This is a genomic window from Streptomyces sp. NPDC048696, assembly GCF_043198895.1.
In the GTDB taxonomy this organism is placed as follows: Bacteria; Actinomycetota; Actinomycetes; order Streptomycetales; family Streptomycetaceae; genus Streptomyces.
The window spans coordinates 351,659-374,031 of record NZ_JBICVJ010000002.1; the positions used below are offsets into that span (position 1 = coordinate 351,659).

A 22,373-nucleotide genomic window follows, 5' to 3' on the forward strand; every position below is an offset into this window, starting at 1 on the left:
GGCCCCGCGCGCGCTACGGTGGACCATCAGTCGCACGTACAGCGTTCGCACGCACGAGGTGGGGGCACAGCAACGCCATGGCTCAGGGCACGGTCCAGGTAACCCACACCGGCACGTCGAGGTGGCGGCGCCGCACCGGCGAGTACGCCTCGCTCGCCGCTGCCCTGGAGGCCGCCGCGGACGGCGACGTCCTCACGGTCGCGCCCGGCACCTACCGGGAGAACCTGGTGCTGCGACGGGCCATCACCCTGCGCGGCCCCGAGGGCTCCGCCGGGTCGGTCCGGATCGCCCCCGCCGACGGCGTGCCGCTCACCGTGCGCGCCTCCGCCACCGTCCTGGACCTGCAACTGGAGGGCCAGGACGCGGCGGCGCCCGCGCTGCTCATCGAGGACGGCGCGCCCGAGCTGTGCGATCTTCGGGTGGTCACCCGCTCGGCGGTCGGCATCGAGGTGCGCGGCGCGGCCCGCCCCACGGTGCGCCGCTGTGTCGTGGACAACCCGGGCGGCGTCGGCATCGGCGTACTGGACGGCGCGGGCGGGCTGTTCGAGGAGTGCGAGGTGGTCTCGGCCGGTCAGTCGGGCGTCTCGGTGCGCGCCGGGGCCCATCCGCGCCTGGAGCGCTGCCGGGTGCACCACGCCTGCGGCGCGGGCCTGTCGGTGACCGGTGAGGGCAGCGGTCTGGAGGCACTGGGCTGCGAGGTGTACGAGATCAAGGGTGCCGGGGTGCAGATCGCCGCGCGCGCCACCGCCCACCTGACCGACTGCACCGTCCACCGCACCTCGGCGGACGGGGTCACGCTCGACACCGACGCCGTGCTGACCCTGGCCGACTGCGCCATCCACGACATCCCCGAGAACGGGGTGGATCTGCGCTCCCGTTCGGTGCTGACGCTGACCCGCTCGGCGGTGCGCAACTTCGGGCGCAACGGCCTGTCGGTATGGGACCCGGGGACCCGGGTGGACGCCAACCAGTGCGAGATCCACGACAGTACGGGCGACTACCCGGCGGTCTGGGTGAGCGACGGCGCCACCGTGGTCCTGGAGGCGTGCCGGGTGCACGACGTGCCGGACGCGCTGTTCGTCCTGGACCGGGGTTCGCGGGCCGATGTCGTCGACAGCGACATCTCGCAGGTGCGCAACACGGCGGTGTCGGTGAGCGACGGCGCGACCGCCCAGCTCGACGACTGCCGTATCCGCGAGGCATCGACCGGCGCCTGGTTCCGCGACCACGGCAGCGGCGGCACCCTCGCCAACTGCACCATCGACGCGGCGCAGACCGGCGTGATCGTCACCAAGGGCGCCGATCCGAGGATCGAGCGCTGCACGGTCACCTCCCCGGCCGAGGCCGGTTTCTATGTCTCCGCCGAGGGCCGGGGCACCTTCCACGGCTGCCGGGTGACCGGCAGCGGGGGCTATGGCTTCCATGTCGTCGACGGCTGCCGTACGACGCTGACGCGCTGCCGTACGGAGCGCTGCGCGCGCGGTGGTTACGAGTTCGGCGAGGACGGGCCGGTCGTCGAGGACTGCACCAGCGACGAGAGCGGTGTGCGCTCGGCCGGGCACGAGCCGCCCGTCCCGCAGACCGCCACCCAGACGATGGGGCTGCTCTCCACCGTCCCCGGCCCGCGCCCGGCCGGAACCGCGCCCGTCGAGGCGAGCGCCCCCGACCCGGCACGCACCTCGCAGGCGGTGCTGGGGGAACTGGACGCGCTGGTGGGCCTGGAGAGCGTCAAGCGCGAGGTGCGGGCGCTCACCGACATGATCGAGGTGGGCCGCAAACGGCAGCAGGCGGGGCTCAAGGCGGCCTCGGTCCGCCGCCATCTGGTCTTCACCGGCTCCCCCGGCACCGGCAAGACCACGGTCGCCCGGCTCTACGGCGAGATCCTGGCCTCGCTCGGAGTGCTGGAGCGCGGGCATCTGGTCGAGGTGTCCCGGGTCGACCTCGTCGGCGAGCACATCGGGTCGACGGCGATCCGCACCCAGGAGGCGTTCGACCGGGCGCGCGGCGGGGTGCTCTTCATCGACGAGGCGTACGCGCTGTCCCCCGAGGACTCGGGGCGCGACTTCGGTCGGGAGGCGATCGACACCCTGGTGAAGCTGATGGAGGACCACCGCGAAGCGGTGGTGGTGATCGTCGCCGGGTACACGGCGGAGATGGAGCGGTTCCTGCGGGTCAACCCCGGGGTGGCGTCCCGCTTCTCACGGACCATCACCTTCAGCGACTACGTTCCGGAGGAGCTGCTGCGGATCGTGGAGCAGCAGGCCGAGGAGCACGAGTACCGCCTGGGCATCGGGAGCGCGGAGGCGCTCCTGAAGTACTTCACGGCGCTGCCCAAGGGTCCGGCGTTCGGCAACGGCCGCACCGCGCGCCAGACCTTCGAGTCGATGGTGGAGCGGCACGCGGGACGGGTCGCCCAGCTCGCCGAGGCGAGCACCGACGATCTCACCCTGCTCTACCCCGACGATCTTCCCGAACTCCCCTGACAGTCAAGACTCATGACGATCCGTCAACGCTGCTGCGGCAGCGCCGGGGTCAGTTCGTCGAGCAGTGCCGTGCGCTCCTCGGCGAACGCCGGGTCGGCCTGGTAGTCGGAGTGCGCGAGGATCGGCGCGGGCAGTGGCTGGTCCTGGGTCCGGCCGAAGGCGATCGGGTCGAGCAGCGGGCCGCGGTCCACGTCCGTGCCGGGCAGCACCGGACCGCCGATCGGGTCGGTGGCCCGCCACAGATTGCGCCAGCAGCGCAGTTCACGGTGGAGGGCGGTCAGCTCCGACGGTCCGAAGTACGCCGGGAACCAGCGCCCGTACAGCCGCTCAAGAGGTGAGCCGTAGGTGAGCAGCGCGACCCGCTGGCGGGTGTGCGCGGGCAGTTGCCACACGGCGGCCGCCGACAGGACGCTGCCCTGGGAGTGCCCGGAGATGACCAGGCGTCCGCCGGTCCGCTCGGTCCAGGTGTTCATCCGCCAGGCGAGGTCGGGCACGGCCCGCTCGGCGTAGCAGGGCGGCGCGAACGGGTGGGCCGCGCGCGGCCAGAACGTACCGACGTCCCAGAGGATGCCGATGGTGCGCCGGGCCGAGGCGTCCTTGTAGGCGCGGCGCCCCCAGGTGACGAAGAGCAGGAACCCGAGGCCGGTGAACCAGGAGCCCAGCGCCTGCACGGTGTCGGCGGCCGAGGAGATCACGGCGGGCGCGCCGGAGGCGGCCCGGCCGGGGATCTCGCCGGTGGTCCAGGAGCCGGTCAGCGCGCCCGCGCCGAGCAGCAGGGTGGCGGTGGCCACGATCCCGAGGAAGGCGGGCGCGCGATCGGTGAGGCGGGCCGTCGCGCGGGCGGTGGCGATCTGCCGGGAGCGGGCGGTGTCGGGAGGCTCGCCCGGGTAGTCGGCGGGCAGGGCGCGCTCCTCGGCGCGCTCGGCGCGCCAGGTGAGGACGGCGAAGTACACCACGGCAGGGAGCAGGAGGGCCAGCAGGGCGGGGATCGCGCAGGCCTGCCAGGTGAGCAGCGGCGGCGGGCCCGCGAAGACGTCCCGGGCGGCGCCCGGGGTGCCGGAGCGGTCCAGCCAGTCGGCGACCCGCTGGGCGACGCCGCCGGTCATCACCCCGCCGAGCGCGCACGCGAGGAGGGCGACGGCGGGACCGCCGAGACCGAGGAGCGCGGTGCGGGCGCCGCAGGTCCGGCGGCGCAGCACGAGCGCGGTCCCCACCAGGGCGAGGACCAGTACGCCCTGGGCGAGGGCGATGAGGCCGAACACGCGGTCGCCGGGCAGGGTGGAGCGCGAGATCCAGCCGGGCCGGTCCCAGGACGCGTACCCCAGTGACAGGGCGAGCAGCGCGAGGGCGGCGGCGGGCAGGCCGGTGATGACGGCGCGGTCCAGTTTCTCGTCGAGGGTGGACTCGCTGCGGCCCCGGCCGCACACGACCCAGAGCACCACCACACCACAGGCGACGAGAGTCGCGGCCAGGAACCAGCCGACGGCCGTCAGCGGGGCGCTGTCCCTCGCGCGGTCATGATGGGCGGCCGCGCCGGTGACGGCGGCGGCGACCGTGAGGAACCCGGCGGCGGTGTGCGCGGCGCGCAGTCGGGCGACCAGCCGCCGCCCGTACCAGAAGCCGGGTCGGCTGAGTGCGGGCCGGTGCGGCGCGGGCCGCTGCGAGGGCTCGTCCCGGGTCGCCGCGGCGGCCGTCAGCGGCTGCTGCGACTCGTACGCGCTCCAGGTGCGGTTGGACAGGTACCAGAGCAGACCGGTGAGCGCGGCGGGCACCAGGGCGGCGAGCGCGAGGCGGCGGCCGGGCCGGCTCCACCAGCCGTGCCGTGCCGCGGAGAGGAAACCGAGCCAGGACTTCCCGTCGGCGCAGCGCGCCACGCCCGCGCACTGCCAGGCCGCCAGATCGAGCGCGACCTCGCAAGCGGCCGCGGTGAGCAGCACGGTGAGGCTGAGCGCGACGAGCCGTACGAGCACCCCGTACAGCCGGACCGTGCGCTCGGCGCCCAGGGCCGGCGGGCGCATCCAGTGGGCGAGGTTGACCACCATGAACGGCAGGAGCAGCAGCCACAGGGCGCGGGCGCCGTTGCCGGAGGTCAGATTGGACCAGCAGTACGCCTCGCGGACGGGCCGGCCGGCGGGGTATCCGGGACGCTCCTCGGCGTCGACGTCCTCGGCACGCCGGTACACGGCGGCGGTCTCGTCACCGGTGACCCGCACCGTACGCGGGTCGTCGAGCATGGACTGCGGGGTGGCGCCGCCGACACCGTGCACCAGCAGTTCGAGCGCGGGCCCGCCGTCGCCGGCGGCCGGTGTGGCACGGGACACTTCTGTGACTCGCTCTCATGATGGGAGGATCTGCGGCGGGACACGGCGTCGGCGGGTGCGCGGATCACGGATCATGCGGGTCGTGCGGGGCTTCAGGATCTCGGATCCGGGGCGGGAGTGCGGTGTCCTCACGGAATCTCCCCGTGACAGGATTCGGATGCTGTACGACGACACGTACAGCGGATGTGCCGCACTGCGCACGCACTGCGGCTGTGTACGGCGGATGTGTTCGGCGACGTGGAAGGACCGACCCGGCAGTGAGCGACAATCAGAATCTGCTCGCGGAGCAGCGTCGCGCCCTGATCCTCGACGAGGTCAGACGGCGTGGCGGTGTCCGGGTCAATGAGCTCACCCGGAAGCTCAACGTCTCCGACATGACGGTGCGCCGCGACCTCGACGCGCTGGCCCGCCAGGGCGTCATCGAGAAGGTGCACGGCGGCGCGGTGCCGGTGGTCGAGGCCTCCACGCACGAGCCTGGGTTCGAGGCCAAGTCGGGCCTGGAGCTGAACGCCAAGGAGGACATCGCGCGCGCGGCGGCCGCGATGGCCGTGCCGGGCAGCGCCATCGCGCTCTCCGGCGGTACGACGACGTACGCCCTCGCCCACCGGCTGCTCGACGTGCCGGATCTGACGGTGGTGACCAACTCGGTACGGGTCGCCGACGTCTTCCACTCGGCGCAGCGCGCGGCGGGCGGCGTGGGGGTCCGGCCGGGAGCCGCGACCGTGGTGCTGACCGGCGGCGTACGCACCCCGTCGGACTCGCTGGTGGGGCCGGTCGCCGACCAGGCGATCCGCTCGCTCCACTTCGACGTGCTCTTCCTCGGGGTGCACGGCATCTCCGTGGAGGCCGGGCTCTCCACGCCCAACCTGGCGGAGGCGGAGACCAACCGCCGGTTCGTGCGGTCCGCGCGGCGGGTCGTGGTGGTCGCGGACCACACCAAGTGGGGGACGGTGGGACTGAGTTCGTTCGCCTCGCTCGACGAGGTGCACACGCTCGTCACCGACGCGGGCCTCTCGGACGCGGCGCGCGAGGAGATGGCCGAGCATCTGCCGGGCCTGGTGGTGGCGGGCGAGAACGACGCGGACGCGGAGGAGCCGGCCCCCGCCGAGGACATGTGACGGGCGAACCGGCTGCGGGCGGGACCCCGCCGCCGACATCTGACGGGGCGCCAGCTATGGTGTGCGGGCTCGTTGTTGCTCGCTCGTGCCTGTCGACACCGACCCGCTGGAGGTGCGGCCCCATGGCTCGCCGACTCCGCCCCGTGGAGCTCGACTTCGTCGAGTCCGCCCCGTTGCGACTGGTCTTCGCCGCCGAGGTGTCCGCCCCGGCGGACGCCGTGTACCGGGCGCTGGCCGTCGAGACCGAGACCTGGCCGCAGTGGTTCGCGGCCGTGACCCACTCCCGGCCCACCGACGGCGGCCGGCAGATCCGGCTGCGCGGCGGCACCCGGTTCGAGGAGACGGTGATGGCCGCCGAACCGGCCACGCGCTACGCCTACCGGGTCGACGTCACCAACGCCCCCGGCCCGCACGCCCTGTTGGAGGAGTGGCGGCTCACCCCGACCACCGCCGGCACCCGGGTGCAGTGGACGTTCGCGGCGGCCGGGGGCGCGCCCTTCCGGTTCGCGCTGCGCATCGGCAGGGCGGGCCTGGGCCGCGCGTTCCGCGACGCCGTGACCACCCTCGACCGCCGACTGACCGCATCCGGCCGCACGGCCACCGGCGAAGCGCCCTAGTCCGGCCACACTCCATTGGCCAGGAACGCCTCGATCGCCGCCGTGTACGGCGCGATGTCCAGGCCCTGTTCGGCCAGCCAGGCGTCGGAGTAGTACTTGTCGAGGTAGCGGTCGCCCGGGTCGCAGAGCAGGGTGACGACGCTGCCGGTGCGCCCGGCGGCCACCATCTCGGAGACGATCTTCAGCGCGGACCACAGGCCGGTGCCGGTGGAGCCGCCCGCCTTGCGGCCGATGGCCTGCTCAAGGGCGCGTACGGCCGCGACGCTCGCCGCGTCCGGGACCTTCATCATCCGGTCGATGGCGCCGGGCAGGAAGCTCGGCTCCATCCGGGGCCGGCCGATGCCCTCGATGCGCGAGCCGCAGTCGCTGGAGGCGAGCGCGTCGCCGCGCGTCCAGCCGTCGAAGAAACAGGAGTTCTCCGGGTCCGGCACGCAGATGCGCGTGTCGTACTGCATGTAGTGCACATAGCGGGCGATGGTCGCCGAGGTGCCGCCGGTGCCCGCGGTGGCGACGATCCAGGCGGGCTCGGGGTAGCGCTCCAACTTGAGCTGCTGGTAAATCGATTCGGCGATATTGTTGTTGCCGCGCCAGTCGGTGGCCCGCTCGGCGTACGTGAACTGGTCCATGTAGTGACCGCCGGTCTCCAGCGCGAGCGCCGCGGCCTCCTCGTACATCTTGCGCGAGTCGTCCACGAAGTGGCACTGGCCGCCGTGGAATTCGATCAGCCGGCACTTCTCGGCGCTGGTGGTGCGCGGCATCACGGCGATGAACGGCACGCCGATGAGCCCCGCGAAGTACGCCTCGGACACGGCGGTCGAGCCGCTGGACGCCTCGATGACCGGCTTGCCGGGGCGGATCCAGCCGTTGCACAGCCCGTACAGGAAGAGCGAGCGGGCGAGGCGGTGCTTGAGGCTGCCGGTGGGGTGGGTGGACTCGTCCTTCAGATAGAGGTCGATCCCCCACCGCTCGGGCAGCGGGAAGCGCAGCAGATGCGTGTCGGCGGAGCGGTTGGCGTCGGCCTGTACCTTGCGCACGGCCTCCTTGAGCCACGCCCGGTAGGCCGCGTCGCTGCGGTCCACGTCGATGGTCTCCATGCCACTCCTCCATGTCTCGCGGGCCCCGGGAACGGGAATGACCCGAGGGGAACTGCCTTGAGGCGAGCGCGCCGGGCGGCTCGCCGAAGTCGGCTGGAAATGCACGGCTCCGTCACTTGACAATACCGCCCCCACCTGCACAAACATTCCCTTTGAGGATCCATAGGGGTGGCTTGTGGGACGCCGGTGAAGCGGCGCACGGCGGCGGGTGACGGCCGATCCTCCGCGCGCCCTGGTGCGTACGGCCGACGTTGTGCAGACTGCCCAGCAGGATCAGGTACGAAGGGGGCACAGCGGCCATGACCGAGCCGGAGTTCAGTGTCAGGGGTGTGCGGATCGAGCGGTGGACGCGTTCGCTGACGCGGGCGGGCCAGGTCCTGATCAAGGACGGCCGACTCGCCCTGCTCACCAGCAACGGCCGGGAGATCGACAGCGCGCCGCTGCGCGCGGTGTCCGCGGGCAAGCCCCGGCTGCCGTGGGGCGCCAAGGCCGACCGGACGGTGGCGAAGCTCAACGGCCACCGCTACCGGCTGACCATGGGGCAGCAGGGCGGCAGGCCGCGTGGTGCGGAACTCGCCCAGCGCTTCCTCCAGGCGGTGCGCCCGGCGGGCGGGCCGCGCGACTGAACGGGCGGCCGGGACGCGAGGTGCGTCGCGGCCGGACGCAAGCACCGGCACGCGAGTGCCGAACCGAACGACGGGCACGCCAGTGCCGAAGACAATCGCTCGCACGCGAGTTGCGGAGTGCCACCCCCTGCGCCACCCTGGTCTCACATCACTGAGCGTTCACCGGCGGTCACGCTGCGATCCAGCCCGCCGGACCAGACAGACTTCTTCCGGACCTCAATCGGGGAGTCGCAGCCGTGATCAGCCAGCCAAGCAGGCATTGCACGGTGGAGCTCCAAGCCCTGCCGTCGCGGATCGGGCAAGTTCGCAGAATCGTTTCTGCGCAGTTGCGCTACTGGCATCTCGATCCGTTGATAGACCAGGCGGCGCTCGGTGTCACCGAGCTGCTGACCAACGTCCACCGGCACGCCCAGCCGGACAAGATCTGCACCGTCGAGATCGAGCTGCTGCTCGACCGGCTCACGGTGTCGGTCCACGACCACGACCCGCGGCTGCCCGCCGTACGGGACGCCGACCCCCTCGCCACCAACGGCCGCGGACTCGCGATGATCGCGGCGGTCAGCGAGAGCTGGGGGGTGCGCCCGCACGGCGATTCGGGCAAGACCGTGTGGTTCACGCTTCCCGCGTCGCCCACGGTGGTGGCGCTGCCTCCCCGGCCGGCGTACAAGGCGAAGACCGCCGCCGCCAAGGCGGGCGGGCCCTGTCTGCACAAACGGCCCGCCGCCGCGCGCGCCGACGGCCGCGCCGGCCATCCACGCACCCCCGCCCGGTCGCCCGTGGCGGGCTGACCGGGCGGGGTCGCCTGCGCCGGGCAAGGGGCGGCGGTCACTCCGCCGCGCTCTTGCCCCGGCTGCCGAACTCCTCGTCCAGGACGGAGAGCCGGCGCCAGTACTCGTCCTCGTCGATCTCACCGGCGGCGAACCGCCGGCCGAGCACGGCGAGCGGCGAGTGCTCGTCGACGCGCGGACGGTCGCCGTAGGACCGGCGGTCCTCGAACGGCGGGCGCCACGGGCCGCGCCGCCCGCGCCACGCCGTGCGGCGCAGCAGCGTCACGACCGTGAAGATCACGGCCGCCCAGACGAGCGGGAAGAAGAGGATCCAGGGCCCGGGCCCGTCGTATGCCAGCGTGTTCATCGCGGTTCAGCTCCTCGGTGGTGACTGCTCTCGCACGCTTGTCGTGCTGATTCGAGACTCCCGCCGAGGGGTGCTCCGGGGCGTCGTACAGCCAGCGGCTCTTGACGTACCTCCCGGGGAGTAGATCGGCGCGCCGGAACTGCTCCGGGGAACTGCTCTGGAATCTGTACCTACTAGTATGTACAGTACCGGCATGAGCACACCCGAGCGTCTGATCGAGGCCACCCGGGAGCTGCTGTGGGAGCGGGGCTACGTCGGCACCAGCCCCAAGGCCATCCAGCAGCAGGCGGGCGCGGGCCAGGGCAGCATGTACCACCACTTCACGGGCAAGCCCGATCTGGCGCTGGCCGCGATCCGGCGCACCGCCGAGGAGCTGCGTGGCGCGGCCGAGGCGCAGTTGGGGGCCGAGGGCACCGCGTACGAGCGGATCCGCGGCTATCTGCTGCGCGAGCGCGACGTCCTGCGCGGCTGCCCGGTGGGCCGGCTCACCATGGACCCGGACATCATCGCCAGCGACGAACTGCGCGCCCCCGTCACCGAGACGATCGAGTGGCTGCGCGGACGACTCGCGCAGATCGTCCAGGAGGGCGTGGACGCGGGCGAGTTCACCGCTTCCCTGGTCCCCGAGGAGATCGCGGCGACCGTGGTGGCGACGGTCCAGGGCGGCTATGTCCTGGCCCGCGCGTCCGGCTCGCCCGCCGCCTTCGACGCGGGCGTCCGGGGCCTTCTCGCGCTGCTCGCGCCCCGCACCGCCTGAGCGGACCTTTCACGCCGTACGACTCAAGGAGTACGTCATGCACGCCATGCAGTACGAGATCGTCCTGCCCGCCGACTACGACATGGACACCATCCGCACCCGGGTCGCCACCCGGGGCCATCTGCTCGACGACTTCCCCGGGCTCGGCCTCAAGGCGTATCTGATGCGCGAACGCGGCACGGACTCACCCGTGAACTCGTACGCGCCCTTCTACCTCTGGAACACCCCCGAGGGCATGAACTCGTTCCTGTGGAGCCCGGGCTTCCAGGGAGTCGTGGACAGCTTCGGACGGCCCGAGGTCCGGCACTGGACGGTCCTGTCGTACGAGGAGGGCGCGCCCGGCGCGGTCCCGGCGTCCGCGACACGCCTGCGCGTTCCGGTGCCCGAGGGCATACGTCCGGCGGACTTCGTGGCCGAGCGGCTGGAGCGGACGCCCGTCCCGGGCGCGGTGGCGAGCGCCGTCGTGATCGACCCGAGCCGCTGGGAGCTGGTGCACTTCACGCTCTGGGAGGGCGAGGCACCGCAGGTGCCGGGCGACCGGTTCCAGGTGCTGCACCTGTCGGCACCGGAGCGCGCCGAGCTGACGGCGGGGAGGCAGTGGTGACCGGGTCGACCCCTGTGGTCCGTACCGTGCGCGGGGACGTACCCGCCACCGAGCTGGGTGTCGTGGACTCGCACGACCATCTCTTCATCCGCAGCCCGCAGTTGCCGGGCAAGGAGCTGGACGACGTCCGCGAGGCGGGTGCCAGGCTGGCCGCGTTCCGTGACCTCGGCGGCGGCACGGTGATCCAGTGGACGCCGCACGGGATGGGACGCAAGGCGGACCAACTGCCGACGCTGTCCGAGCGGTTGGGCGTACAGGTGGTCGCCGCCACCGGAATGCACCAGGCGGCCCACTATTCCCCCGAGTCACTCGCCGCGCTGCGCGGCTCCCTGGCGGGACTGTTCGTACGCGAGATCACCGAGGGCATCCACGGTTCGGGGGTCCGGGCCGGTCTGATCAAGGTCGCGGGCGGGTTCCACGGTCTGGACGAACACGCCCGGCTCACGATGCGCGCGGCCGCCAAGGCCCATCGGCGCACGGGCGCGGCCATCGCCGTGCACCTGGAGCTCGGGACCGGCGCGCTGGACGTACTCGACCTGCTCTGCGGGGAGTTGGAGGTCGCGCCCGACCGGGTGATCCTCGGCCACCTCAACCGCTCCCCCGACTTCACGGCCCACCGCCAGGCCGCCGAGGCGGGCGCCTACCTCGCCTTCGACGGCCCCTCACGCGCCAACCACGCCACGGACTGGCGCATGCCGGACGCGATCGGGGCCCTGGCCGACGCGGGCCACGCCGACCGCCTGCTCCTGGGCGGCGACACGGTGACCCCGGACACCCCGGGCATGCCCCACCTGCTGCGCCGCGTCCGCCCCAGGCTCGAACTCACCCTGGGCAAGGAGCTGGTGGAGCGGATCCTGATCGGGAACCCGCCGCGGGCGTTCGGGTTGCGGCGGTAGGACGGGCGGCCTCAGCCCAGTGCCGCCAGCGGGTCGTCCAGGACCGGCTGCCAGGCCAGTTCCGCGGCGCCCACCAGGCTGTTGTGGTCGAGGGAGCACGCCAGGATCGGGACGCCGCCGCTGCGGCCCCACAGGCTGCGGTCGGCGACCACCGCCCGCAGGCGGTCGGGGTCGGCCTCCAGGAGGGCCTTGTGCAGGCCGCCGAGGATGATGCGGTCGGGGTTGAGGATGTTGACGAGGCCCGCGAGGCCCAGGCCGAGGCGGTCGATCAGCTCCTCGGCGGCGCGGCGCACCGACACGTCGTCGTACTCCGTGCGCAGCAGTTCACGCGACTGCGCGAGGAGCGAGACCTCGGGGCCCGGGTCGCGGCCCGCCGTCGACAGGAAGGCGAGCGGGTCGGTCTCGACGTCCAGGCAGCCGCGGCCGCCGCAGTAGCAGGGGCGGCCCTCGGGGTTGACGGTGAGGTGGCCGACCTCCAGGGCGAGGCCCGAACTCCCGGTGTGCAGACGGCCGTCGAGGACGAGCGCGCCGCCGACGCCCCGGTGTCCGGTGGCGACGCAGAGCAGATGGGCTGCGCCCCGCCCGGCGCCATGGCGGTGTTCGGCGAGGGCCGCGAGGTTGACGTCGTTGCCGGTGAAGGCGGGGCCTTCGATGCCCGCCGCCCGTACCTGCTCGGCGAAGATCTCCCGCACCGGAGCGCCGGCCGGCCAGGCCAGGTGCAGCGGGTTGAGCGCGGTGCCGTCGGGCTCGGCGACCGCCGACGGTACCGCGAGACCGGCGCCGACACAGCGCAGCCCGCTGCCCCGCAGGAGTTCGGCGCCCGCCGCCACGACTTCGCCGAGCACCTGCGCCGGGTCGGCGGAGACGGTGACGCAGCCGGGCGCGGTGGCGACCGTACGGCCGCCCAGGCCCACCAGTGCGGCGCGGAATCCGTCGGCGTGCACCTGGGCGGCGAGGGCGACCGGGCCCAAGGCGTTGACCGCGAGGCGGTGCGAGGGACGGCCCTGGGATCCGGCGGCCGCGCCGGGCCGTGAGTCGACCTGGATGAGGCCGAGCGCTTCGAGTTCGGCGGCGACCGCTCCGGCCGTGGCCCGGGTGACGCCCAGCTCGGCGGTGAGGACGGCGCGGGTGGGTGCGCGGCCGGTGTGGACCAGTTCGAGCGCGGGGCCGAGTGCCCCACGGCCCCTGTCCAGCCTCGTCTTGGTGTGCGTCGCCTTGCCGTTCATGGGGGCGAGTCTCCCATGATCCAGCACGGAGGCCGCCCCTCCGGCCGTTGCCCCGGTCACACATCGGCGGGCGCACAGGGCCTGGCGCGCGGATCGGGGCGCGATCGGGAACGGCCCGGTGGCCGGATCCAGGCGTGAGCTATCGGGTTGTCCCCGAAGGCCACCGCCCCCTATCCTGAGTTTGTGCCGCTACTAAACAAAGTCCGGACGGCCGCCTCGGGGGGACCTGGCGCGGAGACCGCCGCACCCTCTCTGACCCGCCTCCGCACCGCTGTGACCGTGTTCTTCGCCCTCGACGGATTCCTCTTCGCCGGCTGGGTGGTCCGGATTCCGGCCATCAAGCAGCAGACCGGCGCCTCGGCCGGTGACCTCGGCCTCGCGCTGCTCGGCGTCTCGGCGGGAGCCGTGGTGACGATGGTGCTCACCGGACGGCTCTGCCGCCGCTTCGGCAGCCACCCGGTCACCGTCGCGTGCGCCGCGCTGATGGCGCTGGCCATCGCGCTGCCCGCGCAGACCCACTCGGCGCTCGCGCTCGGCTCGGTGCTGCTGCTCTTCGGTGCCGCGTACGGCGGTATCAACGTGGCCATGAACAGCGCGGCCGTCGACCTGGTGGCCGCGCTGCGGCGCCCGGTGATGCCGGGCTTCCACGCCGCGTACAGCCTCGGCGGCATGCTCGGCGCGGGCGTCGGCGCACTGGTCGCGGGCAGCCTCTCCCCCGCCGCGCACCTGCTCGCGCTCACCGGGTTCGGCCTGCTGGTGACCGCCCTCGCGGGGCCGGTACTGCTGCGCCACCCGGCACCGGCGCACGCCGCCACCGCGCACGCCCAGGGGTGGCGCCCCGACGGCCGCGCCCGGCGCCTGGTGCTCCTGTTCGGCGTGATCGCGCTGTGCACGGCGTACGGGGAAGGGGCCATGGCCGACTGGGGCGCGCTCCATCTGGAGCAGGACCTCGACGCCGCGCCCGGAGTCGCCGCGATCGGCTACTCCCTGTTCGCCCTGGCCATGACGGCGGGCCGGCTCAGTGGCACCACCCTGCTCGAACGGCTCGGCCAGACCCGCACGCTGGTCGCGGGCGGCACGACGGCTGCCGCCGGAATGCTGCTCGGCGCGCTCGCCCCGACCGTGTGGCTCGCGCTCGCCGGTTTCGCGGTGATGGGCCTCGGCCTCGCCAACATCTTCCCGGTCGCGGTGGCCCGCGCGGGCGCGCTGGCCGGACCCGGCGGGGTCGCCGCCGCGTCGACGCTCGGCTACGGCGGCATGCTCCTCGGCCCGCCCGCCATCGGCTTCCTGACCCAGTGGTCGTCGCTGCCGATCGCGCTGACGACGGTCGCCGTGCTGTCGGCGGCGGCCGCGCTCATCGGATACGGCTCGCGGCACGCGACGGCCGGGGTGTGACGGGCGAGCCGTATACGGCGGACACATGACGGAGCGTCAAGTTCCGTATGCCGGGCGACGGCGCGTGACCGGGAGCACGCCGCCCGACCGACCGCCGCACCCGCCCCGCTGGCAGAATTCCGACATGGACACCGCAGAACTCATCGACATCCTCGGCCGCGAGGGCCGGTTGCTGGCCGACGCCGCGAGCTCGGCCGGCCCGGACGCCGCCGTCCCCACCTGCCCCGACTGGCAGGTACGGGACCTGGTGCGGCACACGGGAACCGTGCACCGCTGGGCCACCACCTTCATCACCGAGGGCCACACCGCGTTCCACCCCGCCCCCGAGGAGACCGACCTCGACGGCGCCGAGCTCTTCGACTGGTTCCGCGAGGGCCACGGCGCGCTCGTCGACGCGCTCGCCAAGGCGCCCGAGGATCTGGAGTGCTGGCACTTCATGCCGGCGCCCTCGCCGCTGGCTTTCTGGGCGCGTCGGCAGGCGCACGAGACGGCCGTCCACCGGGTGGACGCGGAATCGGCGCGGGGCGGCGAACTCACCCTTCCGGCCCCGGAGTTCGCCGCCGACGGCATCGACGAGCTGCTGTGCGCGTTCCACGCCAGGGAGAAGAGCCGGGTGCGCACGCCCAACCCGAAGGCGCTTCGCGTACGGCCCACGGACGCGGACGCGGTGTGGACCGTGCATCTGTCGGACGGCGTGCCGCGCACGGTCCGGGACGACGACGGCGCCGCCGACTGCGAGCTGAGCGGCACGGCGTACGACCTGTATCTGGCGCTGTGGAACCGTAAGCCGCTCTCGTCCGTTGCCCTTGCGGGCGACGCGTCGCTCGCCGAGCTGTGGCGCGACAACTCGGCGATCACCATGCGGTAGTAGCTGCGAGCGGTCGTCCGGACCGCAAGGAGGGCCGGTCCACCAGCGCATGCCGGGAGGGCCGGTCCGCCGCGAACGGCGCCTACGCGACCCGGTCCACCGAACGACCCCTACGCCGCCCGGTCCGCCAGCATCCGGGCGAGCACCGCGCGCTGCACCGGCCGCACCTCGGCATGGCGCGCCCGGCCGTCGTCCGTGATCATGACCCGGACGCCCCGCCGGTCCTCGCTGCACATCCCGCGCGTCACCAGGCCCACCTTCTCCAGCCTGCCGATCAGACGGGAGAGCGCGCTCTGACTGAGATGGACGTGCGCCGCGAGCTCCTGGACGCGGACCGCACAGTCGTCCTGCGCGCGCCGTTCCACGAGGACGTCGAGCACTTCGAAATCGCTCGCACCGATCCCGTACCGATGCAGCTCGCGATCGAGCTCGCACGTCGTGCGCGCGTGCACCGCGAGGATGCCGCGCCACTCGTCCACGAGCATGCGCTCGGACTTCTTGACCGCCATGTCCGCACGTTAGCAGAGAAGTCGGTCTTTGTTGCATCGGAATTAAATGCGTTTGCATCTCATGCATGTGCATGTACTGTCCTTCGCATGACCACTCCGCTCAACGCCCCGTCCACCCAAGAGCGTTGGAGTCCCCGACTGTGGGGAACCCTCCTGGTGCTCTGCGCCGCGATGTTCCTGGACGCCCTCGACGTCTCCATGGTCGGCGTCGCACTGCCCTCGATCGCCACCGATCTGCACCTCACCACCTCGACGCTCCAGTGGATCGTGAGCGGCTACATCCTCGGCTACGGCGGACTGCTGCTGCTCGGCGGACGCGCCGCCGACCTGATGGGCCGCCGCCAGGTCTTCCTCATCGCGCTCGGCGTCTTCGCGCTTGCCTCGCTGCTCGGCGGACTCGTCGACTCCGGGCCGCTCCTGATCGCCAGCCGGTTCATCAAGGGCCTCAGCGCCGCGTTCACCGCGCCCGCCGGACTCTCGATCATCACCACCACGTTCAAGGAGGGTCCGCAGCGCAACCGCGCGCTCTCCATCTACACCACCTGCGCCGCCACCGGCTTCTCCATGGGCCTGGTCCTGTCCGGCCTGCTCACCGAGCTCAGCTGGCGCTGGACCATGCTGCTCCCGGCCCCGGTCGCCGTGCTCGCCCTGCTCGCGGGCCTCAAGCTGATCCCGCGCAGCGCCCGCCCCGAGGGCAAGCGCCACTACGACGTTCCGGGCGCCGTCACCGGTACCGGCGCGATGCTGCTCCTCGTGTACACCGTGGTGCAGGCGTCAGAGGTCGGCTGGGGCTCCGCCCGTACGCTCCTGTCGTTCCTCGCCGTCGCCGTGCTGCTGACCGTGTTCGTCCGTATCGAGCAGCGCACCGCGAGCCCGCTCATCCGGCTCGGCGTCCTGCGCTCCGGCACCCAGGTGCGCACCCAGCTGGGCGCGGCCGCCTTCTTCGGCTCATACGTCGGATTCCAGTTCATGGTCACCCAGTACATGCAGTCGGTCCTTGAGTGGACGGCGCTGCAGACCGCGCTCGCCTTCCTGCCCGCCGGTGTGCTCGTCGCGCTCTCCTCGGCGGGGATCGGCCCGATCGTGGACCGCTTCGGAACGCCGAGGATCCTCGCCATCGGCTTCGCGTCGCTGGTCGTGGCGTACGCGCTGTTCCTGCGCATCAGCCTGACCCCGCAGTACGCGGCCGTCATCCTGCCCTCGATGCTGCTGCTCGGCGCGGCCTGCGCGCTCGTCTTCCCCTCGCTCAACATCCAGGCCACCACCGGCGTGGACGACAGCGAGCAGGGCATGGTCTCGGGGCTGCTCAACACCTCGATCCAGGTGGGCGGCGCGATCTTCCTGGCCGTGGTGACCGCCGTGATCACCGCGGGCCACAAGGGCGACTCGCGCCAGGCCATGCTGGACAGTTTCCGGCCGGGTCTGTGGGTCGTCACCGGCATCGCGTTCGCCGGACTCCTCATCACCCTGACCGGTCTGCGCACCCGGCCCGACCGCCGGACGCTGGTCGTGGCCGCCTCGGACGCGGTCGCGGCCCAGGAACCCGCGAAGGTCGCCGCACGCGACTGACGCGCCCACGGGGGGAGATGCGGCCGACGGGTGCTTCTTGCCCGTCGGCCGCATCTGTGCGGACACTTCTCCCATGGGGAACCGGATCCAGGACGAACGCGACGCCGTCACCGTCGAGATCGGCTACGCCGTGGTGACCGCCCTGTTGGGGGCGTTCCTGGCGTTCGGGGCCGTCGCCGGACCCGCCTTCGCCTTCGAACTTCGCCATCCCGCACGGGGATTGCTGCTGCTCGCGGGCACGGCCGCCGCCGTCCTGGTCTTCGTCAGCCGGACCGTGCACGTCCTGTGGCGCTTCTCGTACGCGGGTGAGAACCGCCGGACGGCGGGCCGCCGGAATCTGCGCGGGTGAGAACCGCCGGACACGGAGCCGGCGGAGTCAGCCGAGCCAGCCCGGCCGGACCAGGCCCGACTCATAGGCCAGGACGACCAGTTGGGCCCGGTCGCGGGCGCCGAGCTTGACCATGGCGCGGCTCACATGGGTCTTGGCGGTGAGCGGACTGACGACCAGGCGCCGGGCGATCTCCTCGTTGGACAGGCCCATCCCGACCAGCGCCATCACCTCGCGCTCCCGCTCGGTCAGCTCGCTCAGGCTCTGTGCCGTGGCCGGTTCCTTGGAGCGGGCCGCGAACTCGGCGATGAGCCGCCGGGTCACCCCGGGCGAGAGCAGCGCGTCCCCGTCCACCACGGCCCTTACCGCACGCAGCAGTTCCTCCGGCTCGGTGTCCTTCACCAGGAACCCGGAGGCACCGGCCCGGATCGCCTCGAAGACGTACTCGTCGAGCTCGAACGTGGTCAGCATGACCACCTTAACCGCCGCGAGCTCCTCGTCACCGGTGATCAGGCGGGTGGCGGCGAGCCCGTCGAGCCGGGGCATCCGGATGTCCATCAGCACGACATCGGGCCGCAGTTCGCGCACCCCGTCCACCGCCTCCTCGCCGTCGGCGGCCTCGCCCGCCACCTCGATGTCCGGCTGGGCGTCAAGCAGCGCCCGGAACCCGGCCCGGACCAGCGACTGGTCGTCGGCGAGCAGTACGCGGATCACGGTGTCCCCCTGGGTGCGGTACGGGTGAGCGGGAGCCGGGCGACCACCCGGAAGCCGCCGTCCGGGCGCGGGCCCGCCTCGATGGTGCCACCGAGGGCGGCGGCCCGCTCCCGCATGCCGATCAGCCCGTTCCCGCTGCCGCCCGCGTCGCCCGGCGCAGCCGGCCCGTCGTCGTCGACGCGCAGTTCGAGCACGCCCGGCAGGTATCCGACGCCGACCCGGGCGGTACGGGAAGCGGAGTGGCGCACCACATTGGTCAACGCCTCCTGGACGATGCGGAAGGCGGCCAGATCGGCCCCCGGCGGCAGGCTCTCGGGTACGCCGGTGGTCTCCGTCCCGACGGTGAGCCCGGCCGCCGCGGCCTGTTCGACGAGTTCGGGCAGCCGGTCCAGGCCGGGCGCGGGCGAGCGGGGCGCGTCCCCCGGGGTACGCAGGGTGTCCAGGACCTGGCGGACCTCGCCCAGCGCCTCCTTGCTGGCCGACTTGATGGTGGTCAGCGCGGTGCGCGCCTGTTCCGGGTCGGAGTCGAGCAGCGCGAGGCCCACGCCCGCCTGGACGTTGATCACCGAGATGCTGTGCGCGAGCACGTCGTGCAGCTCACGGGCGATCCGCAGCCTCTCCTCGTCGGCGCGCCGACGGTTGGCGGCCGCCCGCTCGGCCCCGGCCCTGGCCCACTGCTCACGTCGTACGCGCATCAGCTCGGCCACAGCCGCGACCGCCAACACCCAGGCGGTCACGACGAGTTCCTGTGTCCAGGGCGCGGCCCGGTCGCCCTGCGGAGGCAGCCAGCGGTAGAGCCAGTGGGCGACGAGGAGATGGCCGAGCCAGAGCATGCCGACCGCCGCCCACGCGGCCCGGCGGTGCCCCGCGACGATCGCCGCGAAGCAGCCGACGGCCACCGCGACCAGGATCGGGCCGTACGGGTAACCGGCGCCCAGATAGACCATGGTGGCGCCCGCCGTGCCGAAGACCGCGAGCACGGGGTGGCGGCGGCGCAGCAGGAGCACCGCGCAGGCCGCGACGACGATCAGCCGCGCGAAGAGGTCGATCGGGGCGCGGTCGGGCTGATTGTGCGCGGCATAGCCGGATCCGGCGAGGACGAACACGGTCAGCAGGGCGGTCGACGGCCACGGCAGCCGGGAGCGCCCGTCCGCCCCCACCGCGCCGCCCGCTCCCCAGGCCCGTGCGCCCCCGAACCGCGCCCAGGGCGGCAGCGGCGGTGCCTCCCGGGGCCGGGCCGGGTCACCGCAGCGGGCGGGGCGCGGTGGCTGCTGCTGTTCCATACCGGCCACGCTAGCCCCGGGCGCCGGGCGGGGGCGTCAGCCCGGCGTCGTGATCACGGCTACTCCCCGGGGAGTACCAGGCCGACCGTGGCCGCGAGAGAGGCGGCCGCGTGCGCGAAGAACGCGTCCCGCTCCTCGACGACGCGGTGGAACTGGCCGAACAGCTCGAACGAGATCAGCCCGAACAGCTGCGACCAGGCGGCCACCAGCGCGACGGCGACCGCCGGGGGCAGCTCGGGGGCGAACTCCGCGGCCATCCGCCCCGCCTCCGCGCGCAGCTCGGGCGCGAGCCGGGGCACGGCGACGCCCCGGCCCCGGTGCGCGTCGCTCACGATCGAGATCAGCACGAACCCGACCCGGCCCGCCGGGGCGATGGTCGTCTGGGGGGCGGTGTAGCCGGGGACGGGTGAGCCGTAGATCAGCGCGTACTCATGGGGGTGGGCGAGCGCCCAGACCCGTACGGCCCGGCAGACGGCGACCCAGCGCTGCGCCGGTGCGTGCACGGGATCCGCCTGGGCGAGGGCGCGTTCGGCGGCTTCGCCCACCGCGTCGTAGGCGTCGACGATCAGCGCGGTCAGCAGGTCGTCACGGCTGGGGAAGTAGCGGTAGAGGGCGGAGGACACTATGCCGAGCTCGCGGGCGACGGCGCGCAGCGAGAGCTTCGCGGCGCCCTCGGCGGCGAGCTGTTTTCTCGCCTCGTCCTTGATCGCGGCGGTGATCTCGGTACGTGCGCGGGCTCGGGCGCCCTTGACGGTGCTCATGGGGGCATTCTGCCACTGTCGAGAGCAGTGCCCATGAACGAGAGCAGTGATCCGGCCAGAGACTCCCGCACAATTTCGAGAGCACTGCTCTTGCTTTGGATCACCGATCGCGTGCACACTGCTCTCAAGCGAGAGCACCGCTCTCGAAATAGCGAGAGCGCCGCTCTCCACACCGCAGGGAGTTCCCATGTCGTCGCAGCCGATGCCCGCCCAGCCGTACTACCTCAAGGGCAGCCGCTTCACCGTCCGGATGAACAGCGCCATCGGCTGGCTCGCCCGCCACGGCCTCAGCCTGGCCGGCACCGCCGAGCTCTCCGTACGCGGCCGCAAGAGCGGCAAGATGCAGCGCGTGCCGGTCAACCCGTACACCCACGAGGGCGCGCAGTACCTGGTGTCGGCGCGCGGCCACTCGCAGTGGGTGCGCAACATGCGGGCGGCGGGCGGCGGCGAGCTGCGGGTGGGCCGCAAGCTGCGCACGTTCACCGCCGTCGAGGTCCCGGACAGCGAGAAGGTCGCCCTGCTGCGCGGCTACCTGGAGCGCTGGGGCTGGGAGGTCAACCAGTACTTCAACGGCGTCACCGCCAAGTCCGGCGACGACGAGCTGCTGGCCGCCGCGCCCGACCACCCGGTCTTCCGCATCACGGTCGCCGGGTGAACGGGCGCCGGGCACACGAGCACCAGGCGCACGAGCACCGGGCCGACGAGCGCCGCACCGCCCGTACGTGTACCGCCTACGAGCGCTTGTCCACCGCGTCCAGGACGCGCCGGGCCATCGGGTGCGAGCGCACCAGACCGGCCAGCGTCGTCGAGCCCCGGGTGATGTCGGCGAACGCCTTCCACGCCGGGCGGAAGCCGGTGATCGCGGCGTGCAGCATCGCCGGGCGCTTCTCGAACAGCGTCAGCATCCGGCGGCCCACGCCCATCTCGACGCCGAGGCCCGCCTTGATGGCGAAGGCGTAGTTCAGCGCCTGGCGCCGGGCGTCCACCGCGTCCTGCGACTCCGCGATCCGCACCGCCCACTCGCCCGCGAGCCGCCCCGAGCGCAGCGCGAACGAGATGCCCTCGCGGGTCCACGGCTCAAGCAGCCCCGCCGCGTCCCCGCACACCAGCACCCGGCCGCGCGAGAGCGGCGAGTCGTCGCTGCGGCACCGGGTCAGATGCCCGGACGAGACGGCGGGCTCGAATCCGGCCAGGCCGAGCCGGGCGATGAAGTCCTCCAGGTACCGCTTGGTCCCGGCGCCCTCGCCGCGCGCGGAGATCACGCCGACCGTGAGCGTGTCACCCTTGGGGAAGACCCAGCCGTAACTGCCGGGAATCGGGCCCCAGTCGATGAGCACCCGGCCCGCCCAGTCCTCGGCGACCGTCGCGGGCACCGGGATCTCGGCCTCCAGGCCCAGGTCCACCTGGTCGAGCTTGACGCCGACATGGGCTCCTATCCGGCTGGCGCTGCCGTCCGCGCCGATGACCGCGCGCGCGAGGACGGTCTCTCCGCCGGCCAGCACCACCGCGACCGTGCGCCGGTCGGGGACGGCCGAGCCGTGCTGCTCGACCCGCTGGACCGTCACCTGGGTGCGCAGCTCGGCGCCCGCCTTCTGGGCCGCCTCGACGAGTCCGGCGTCGAACTCCGCCCGGTTGATGAGCCCGAAGAGCATCTGCTTGGAGCGGCGCGTGCGCGTGAGGCGGCCGTTCAGCGAGAACGTGACCGCGTGCACCCGCTCCTTCAGCGGCAGTTCGAACCCGGGCGGCAGCGCGTCCCTCGACGGTCCGATGATGCCGCCGCCGCAGGTCTTGTAGCGGGGCAGCTCGGCCTTCTCCAGGAGGAGCACCCGACGGCCCGCGACGGCCGCCGCGTAGGCCGCCAAAGCGCCCGCGGGCCCGGCGCCGACCACGACGACATCCCACACGGGCGCCGCGTCCGGCTCGCCGTGCTCCGTCCCGGCATCTGCGTTCTCGCTGCTCACGATGTGCTTCTGCTCCCGATCCGACCCGTGGCCATGCTGATGACCGCATCCTACGGCGCGGTGGGCCGGGTCCACCGTGTGGGAGGATCGGCCATACCTTCGTAGTACA

Annotated in this window: 22 protein-coding genes; 13 read left to right on the forward strand and 9 right to left on the reverse strand. The window is 73.0% G+C overall.

Annotation, left to right across the window (positions count from 1 at the left end; translation table 11 throughout):
- The first annotated feature begins 77 nt into the window (after nucleotides 1–77).
- Entirely contained in the window at nucleotides 78–2,483 is a 2,406-nt protein-coding gene (locus tag ACGFRG_RS04625; protein WP_393261280.1) for a right-handed parallel beta-helix repeat-containing protein, read from the forward strand.
- Between the two features lie 23 nt (nucleotides 2,484–2,506).
- Here ACGFRG_RS04625 and ACGFRG_RS04630 read toward each other — a convergent pair whose 3' ends face one another.
- The gene (locus tag ACGFRG_RS04630) at nucleotides 2,507–4,804 is read right to left on the reverse strand and encodes a hypothetical protein (protein ID WP_393261282.1); all 2,298 of its coding nucleotides are present in this window, start codon (nucleotides 4,802–4,804) and stop codon (nucleotides 2,507–2,509) included.
- Nucleotides 4,805–5,061: 257 nt separating this feature from the next.
- Between ACGFRG_RS04630 and ACGFRG_RS04635 the strand changes: the two genes are divergently transcribed.
- Nucleotides 5,062–5,922 (forward strand): DeoR/GlpR family DNA-binding transcription regulator, encoded by an 861-nt coding sequence (locus ACGFRG_RS04635; RefSeq protein WP_361423605.1) that lies wholly within the window; start codon nucleotides 5,062–5,064, stop codon nucleotides 5,920–5,922.
- 122 nt (nucleotides 5,923–6,044) lie between these two features.
- Entirely contained in the window at nucleotides 6,045–6,539 is a 495-nt protein-coding gene (locus tag ACGFRG_RS04640; protein ID WP_393261285.1) for an SRPBCC family protein, read from the forward strand.
- Here ACGFRG_RS04640 and ACGFRG_RS04645 read toward each other — a convergent pair.
- The gene (locus tag ACGFRG_RS04645) at nucleotides 6,536–7,633 is read right to left on the reverse strand and encodes a PLP-dependent cysteine synthase family protein (RefSeq protein ID WP_393261288.1); all 1,098 of its coding nucleotides are present in this window, start codon (nucleotides 7,631–7,633) and stop codon (nucleotides 6,536–6,538) included. The two genes, ACGFRG_RS04640 and ACGFRG_RS04645, sit on opposite strands and share 4 nt — an antisense overlap.
- 299 nt (nucleotides 7,634–7,932) lie before the next feature.
- On the opposite strand from ACGFRG_RS04645, the gene ACGFRG_RS04650 reads away from it, so the two are divergent.
- On the forward strand, nucleotides 7,933–8,259 hold the full coding sequence (locus tag ACGFRG_RS04650) for a hypothetical protein (protein ID WP_393261290.1): 327 nt from the start codon (nucleotides 7,933–7,935) through the stop codon (nucleotides 8,257–8,259).
- A gap of 236 nt (nucleotides 8,260–8,495) precedes the next feature.
- Nucleotides 8,496–9,047 (forward strand): ATP-binding protein, encoded by a 552-nt coding sequence (locus ACGFRG_RS04655; RefSeq protein WP_361423593.1) that lies wholly within the window; start codon nucleotides 8,496–8,498, stop codon nucleotides 9,045–9,047.
- Between the two features lie 37 nt (nucleotides 9,048–9,084).
- Here the strand turns inward: ACGFRG_RS04655 and ACGFRG_RS04660 are convergent, their stop codons facing one another.
- On the reverse strand, nucleotides 9,085–9,393 hold the full coding sequence (locus ACGFRG_RS04660; RefSeq protein WP_393261292.1) for an SHOCT domain-containing protein: 309 nt from the start codon (nucleotides 9,391–9,393) through the stop codon (nucleotides 9,085–9,087).
- A gap of 178 nt (nucleotides 9,394–9,571) precedes the next feature.
- Between ACGFRG_RS04660 and ACGFRG_RS04665 the strand changes: the two genes are divergently transcribed.
- The 3 genes from ACGFRG_RS04665 to ACGFRG_RS04675 are packed head-to-tail and all read left to right on the forward strand — an operon-like array spanning nucleotide 9,572 to nucleotide 11,650.
- A complete protein-coding gene (locus ACGFRG_RS04665) occupies nucleotides 9,572–10,150 on the forward strand; it encodes a TetR/AcrR family transcriptional regulator (RefSeq protein WP_393261295.1) in 579 nt (192 codons plus the stop codon).
- A 37-nt stretch (nucleotides 10,151–10,187) separates the two neighbouring features.
- Nucleotides 10,188–10,754 carry a DUF4865 family protein gene (locus ACGFRG_RS04670; protein ID WP_361423584.1) on the forward strand — a complete coding sequence of 189 codons (567 nt, stop codon included), beginning with the start codon at nucleotides 10,188–10,190 and terminating at the stop codon, nucleotides 10,752–10,754.
- Nucleotides 10,751–11,650 (forward strand): phosphotriesterase, encoded by a 900-nt coding sequence (locus tag ACGFRG_RS04675; RefSeq protein ID WP_393261297.1) that lies wholly within the window; start codon nucleotides 10,751–10,753, stop codon nucleotides 11,648–11,650. The genes ACGFRG_RS04670 and ACGFRG_RS04675 overlap by 4 nt, the downstream gene beginning before the upstream one ends.
- An 11-nt stretch (nucleotides 11,651–11,661) precedes the next feature.
- On the opposite strand, the gene ACGFRG_RS04680 is transcribed toward ACGFRG_RS04675, so the two are convergent.
- Nucleotides 11,662–12,876: an ROK family protein gene (locus ACGFRG_RS04680; RefSeq protein WP_393261300.1), complete on the reverse strand. Its 1,215-nt coding sequence runs from the start codon at nucleotides 12,874–12,876 to the stop codon at nucleotides 11,662–11,664.
- A gap of 183 nt (nucleotides 12,877–13,059) precedes the next feature.
- On the opposite strand from ACGFRG_RS04680, the gene ACGFRG_RS04685 reads away from it, so the two are divergent.
- Together ACGFRG_RS04685 and ACGFRG_RS04690 are read left to right on the forward strand one after the other, a co-directional pair.
- Complete coding sequence (locus ACGFRG_RS04685) at nucleotides 13,060–14,271, forward strand: MFS transporter (protein ID WP_393261303.1); 1,212 nt, start codon at nucleotides 13,060–13,062, stop codon at nucleotides 14,269–14,271.
- Between the two features lie 124 nt (nucleotides 14,272–14,395).
- Nucleotides 14,396–15,139, forward strand: coding sequence for a maleylpyruvate isomerase family mycothiol-dependent enzyme (locus tag ACGFRG_RS04690; RefSeq protein WP_393261306.1), 744 nt, complete (start codon nucleotides 14,396–14,398; stop codon nucleotides 15,137–15,139).
- Nucleotides 15,140–15,249: 110 nt separating this feature from the next.
- Here ACGFRG_RS04690 and ACGFRG_RS04695 read toward each other — a convergent pair whose 3' ends face one another.
- A complete protein-coding gene (locus ACGFRG_RS04695) occupies nucleotides 15,250–15,648 on the reverse strand; it encodes a MarR family winged helix-turn-helix transcriptional regulator (RefSeq protein WP_393261309.1) in 399 nt (132 codons plus the stop codon).
- Nucleotides 15,649–15,735: 87 nt separating this feature from the next.
- Between ACGFRG_RS04695 and ACGFRG_RS04700 the strand changes: the two genes are divergently transcribed.
- A complete protein-coding gene (locus ACGFRG_RS04700) occupies nucleotides 15,736–17,217 on the forward strand; it encodes an MFS transporter (RefSeq protein WP_361423566.1) in 1,482 nt (493 codons plus the stop codon).
- A gap of 73 nt (nucleotides 17,218–17,290) precedes the next feature.
- The gene (locus ACGFRG_RS04705; protein WP_393261312.1) at nucleotides 17,291–17,566 is read left to right on the forward strand and encodes a DUF6332 family protein; all 276 of its coding nucleotides are present in this window, start codon (nucleotides 17,291–17,293) and stop codon (nucleotides 17,564–17,566) included.
- 27 nt (nucleotides 17,567–17,593) lie between these two features.
- Here the strand turns inward: ACGFRG_RS04705 and ACGFRG_RS04710 are convergent, their stop codons facing one another.
- From ACGFRG_RS04710 to ACGFRG_RS04720, 3 genes are read right to left on the reverse strand one after another with little or no spacing between them, the layout of a single operon-like run.
- Nucleotides 17,594–18,259 (reverse strand): response regulator, encoded by a 666-nt coding sequence (locus ACGFRG_RS04710; protein ID WP_393261315.1) that lies wholly within the window; start codon nucleotides 18,257–18,259, stop codon nucleotides 17,594–17,596.
- Nucleotides 18,256–19,542 (reverse strand): sensor histidine kinase, encoded by a 1,287-nt coding sequence (locus tag ACGFRG_RS04715; protein ID WP_393261317.1) that lies wholly within the window; start codon nucleotides 19,540–19,542, stop codon nucleotides 18,256–18,258. Before ACGFRG_RS04715 ends, ACGFRG_RS04710 begins: the two co-directional genes overlap by 4 nt.
- A gap of 59 nt (nucleotides 19,543–19,601) precedes the next feature.
- Nucleotides 19,602–20,303: a TetR/AcrR family transcriptional regulator gene (locus ACGFRG_RS04720; protein ID WP_393261320.1), complete on the reverse strand. Its 702-nt coding sequence runs from the start codon at nucleotides 20,301–20,303 to the stop codon at nucleotides 19,602–19,604.
- 187 nt (nucleotides 20,304–20,490) lie between these two features.
- Between ACGFRG_RS04720 and ACGFRG_RS04725 the strand changes: the two genes are divergently transcribed.
- Nucleotides 20,491–20,958 carry a nitroreductase family deazaflavin-dependent oxidoreductase gene (locus tag ACGFRG_RS04725; RefSeq protein WP_393261322.1) on the forward strand — a complete coding sequence of 156 codons (468 nt, stop codon included), beginning with the start codon at nucleotides 20,491–20,493 and terminating at the stop codon, nucleotides 20,956–20,958.
- A 76-nt stretch (nucleotides 20,959–21,034) separates the two neighbouring features.
- Here the strand turns inward: ACGFRG_RS04725 and ACGFRG_RS04730 are convergent, their stop codons facing one another.
- Nucleotides 21,035–22,264 carry a geranylgeranyl reductase family protein gene (locus ACGFRG_RS04730; protein WP_393261325.1) on the reverse strand — a complete coding sequence of 410 codons (1,230 nt, stop codon included), beginning with the start codon at nucleotides 22,262–22,264 and terminating at the stop codon, nucleotides 21,035–21,037.
- Between the last annotated feature and the right edge of the window lie 109 nt (nucleotides 22,265–22,373).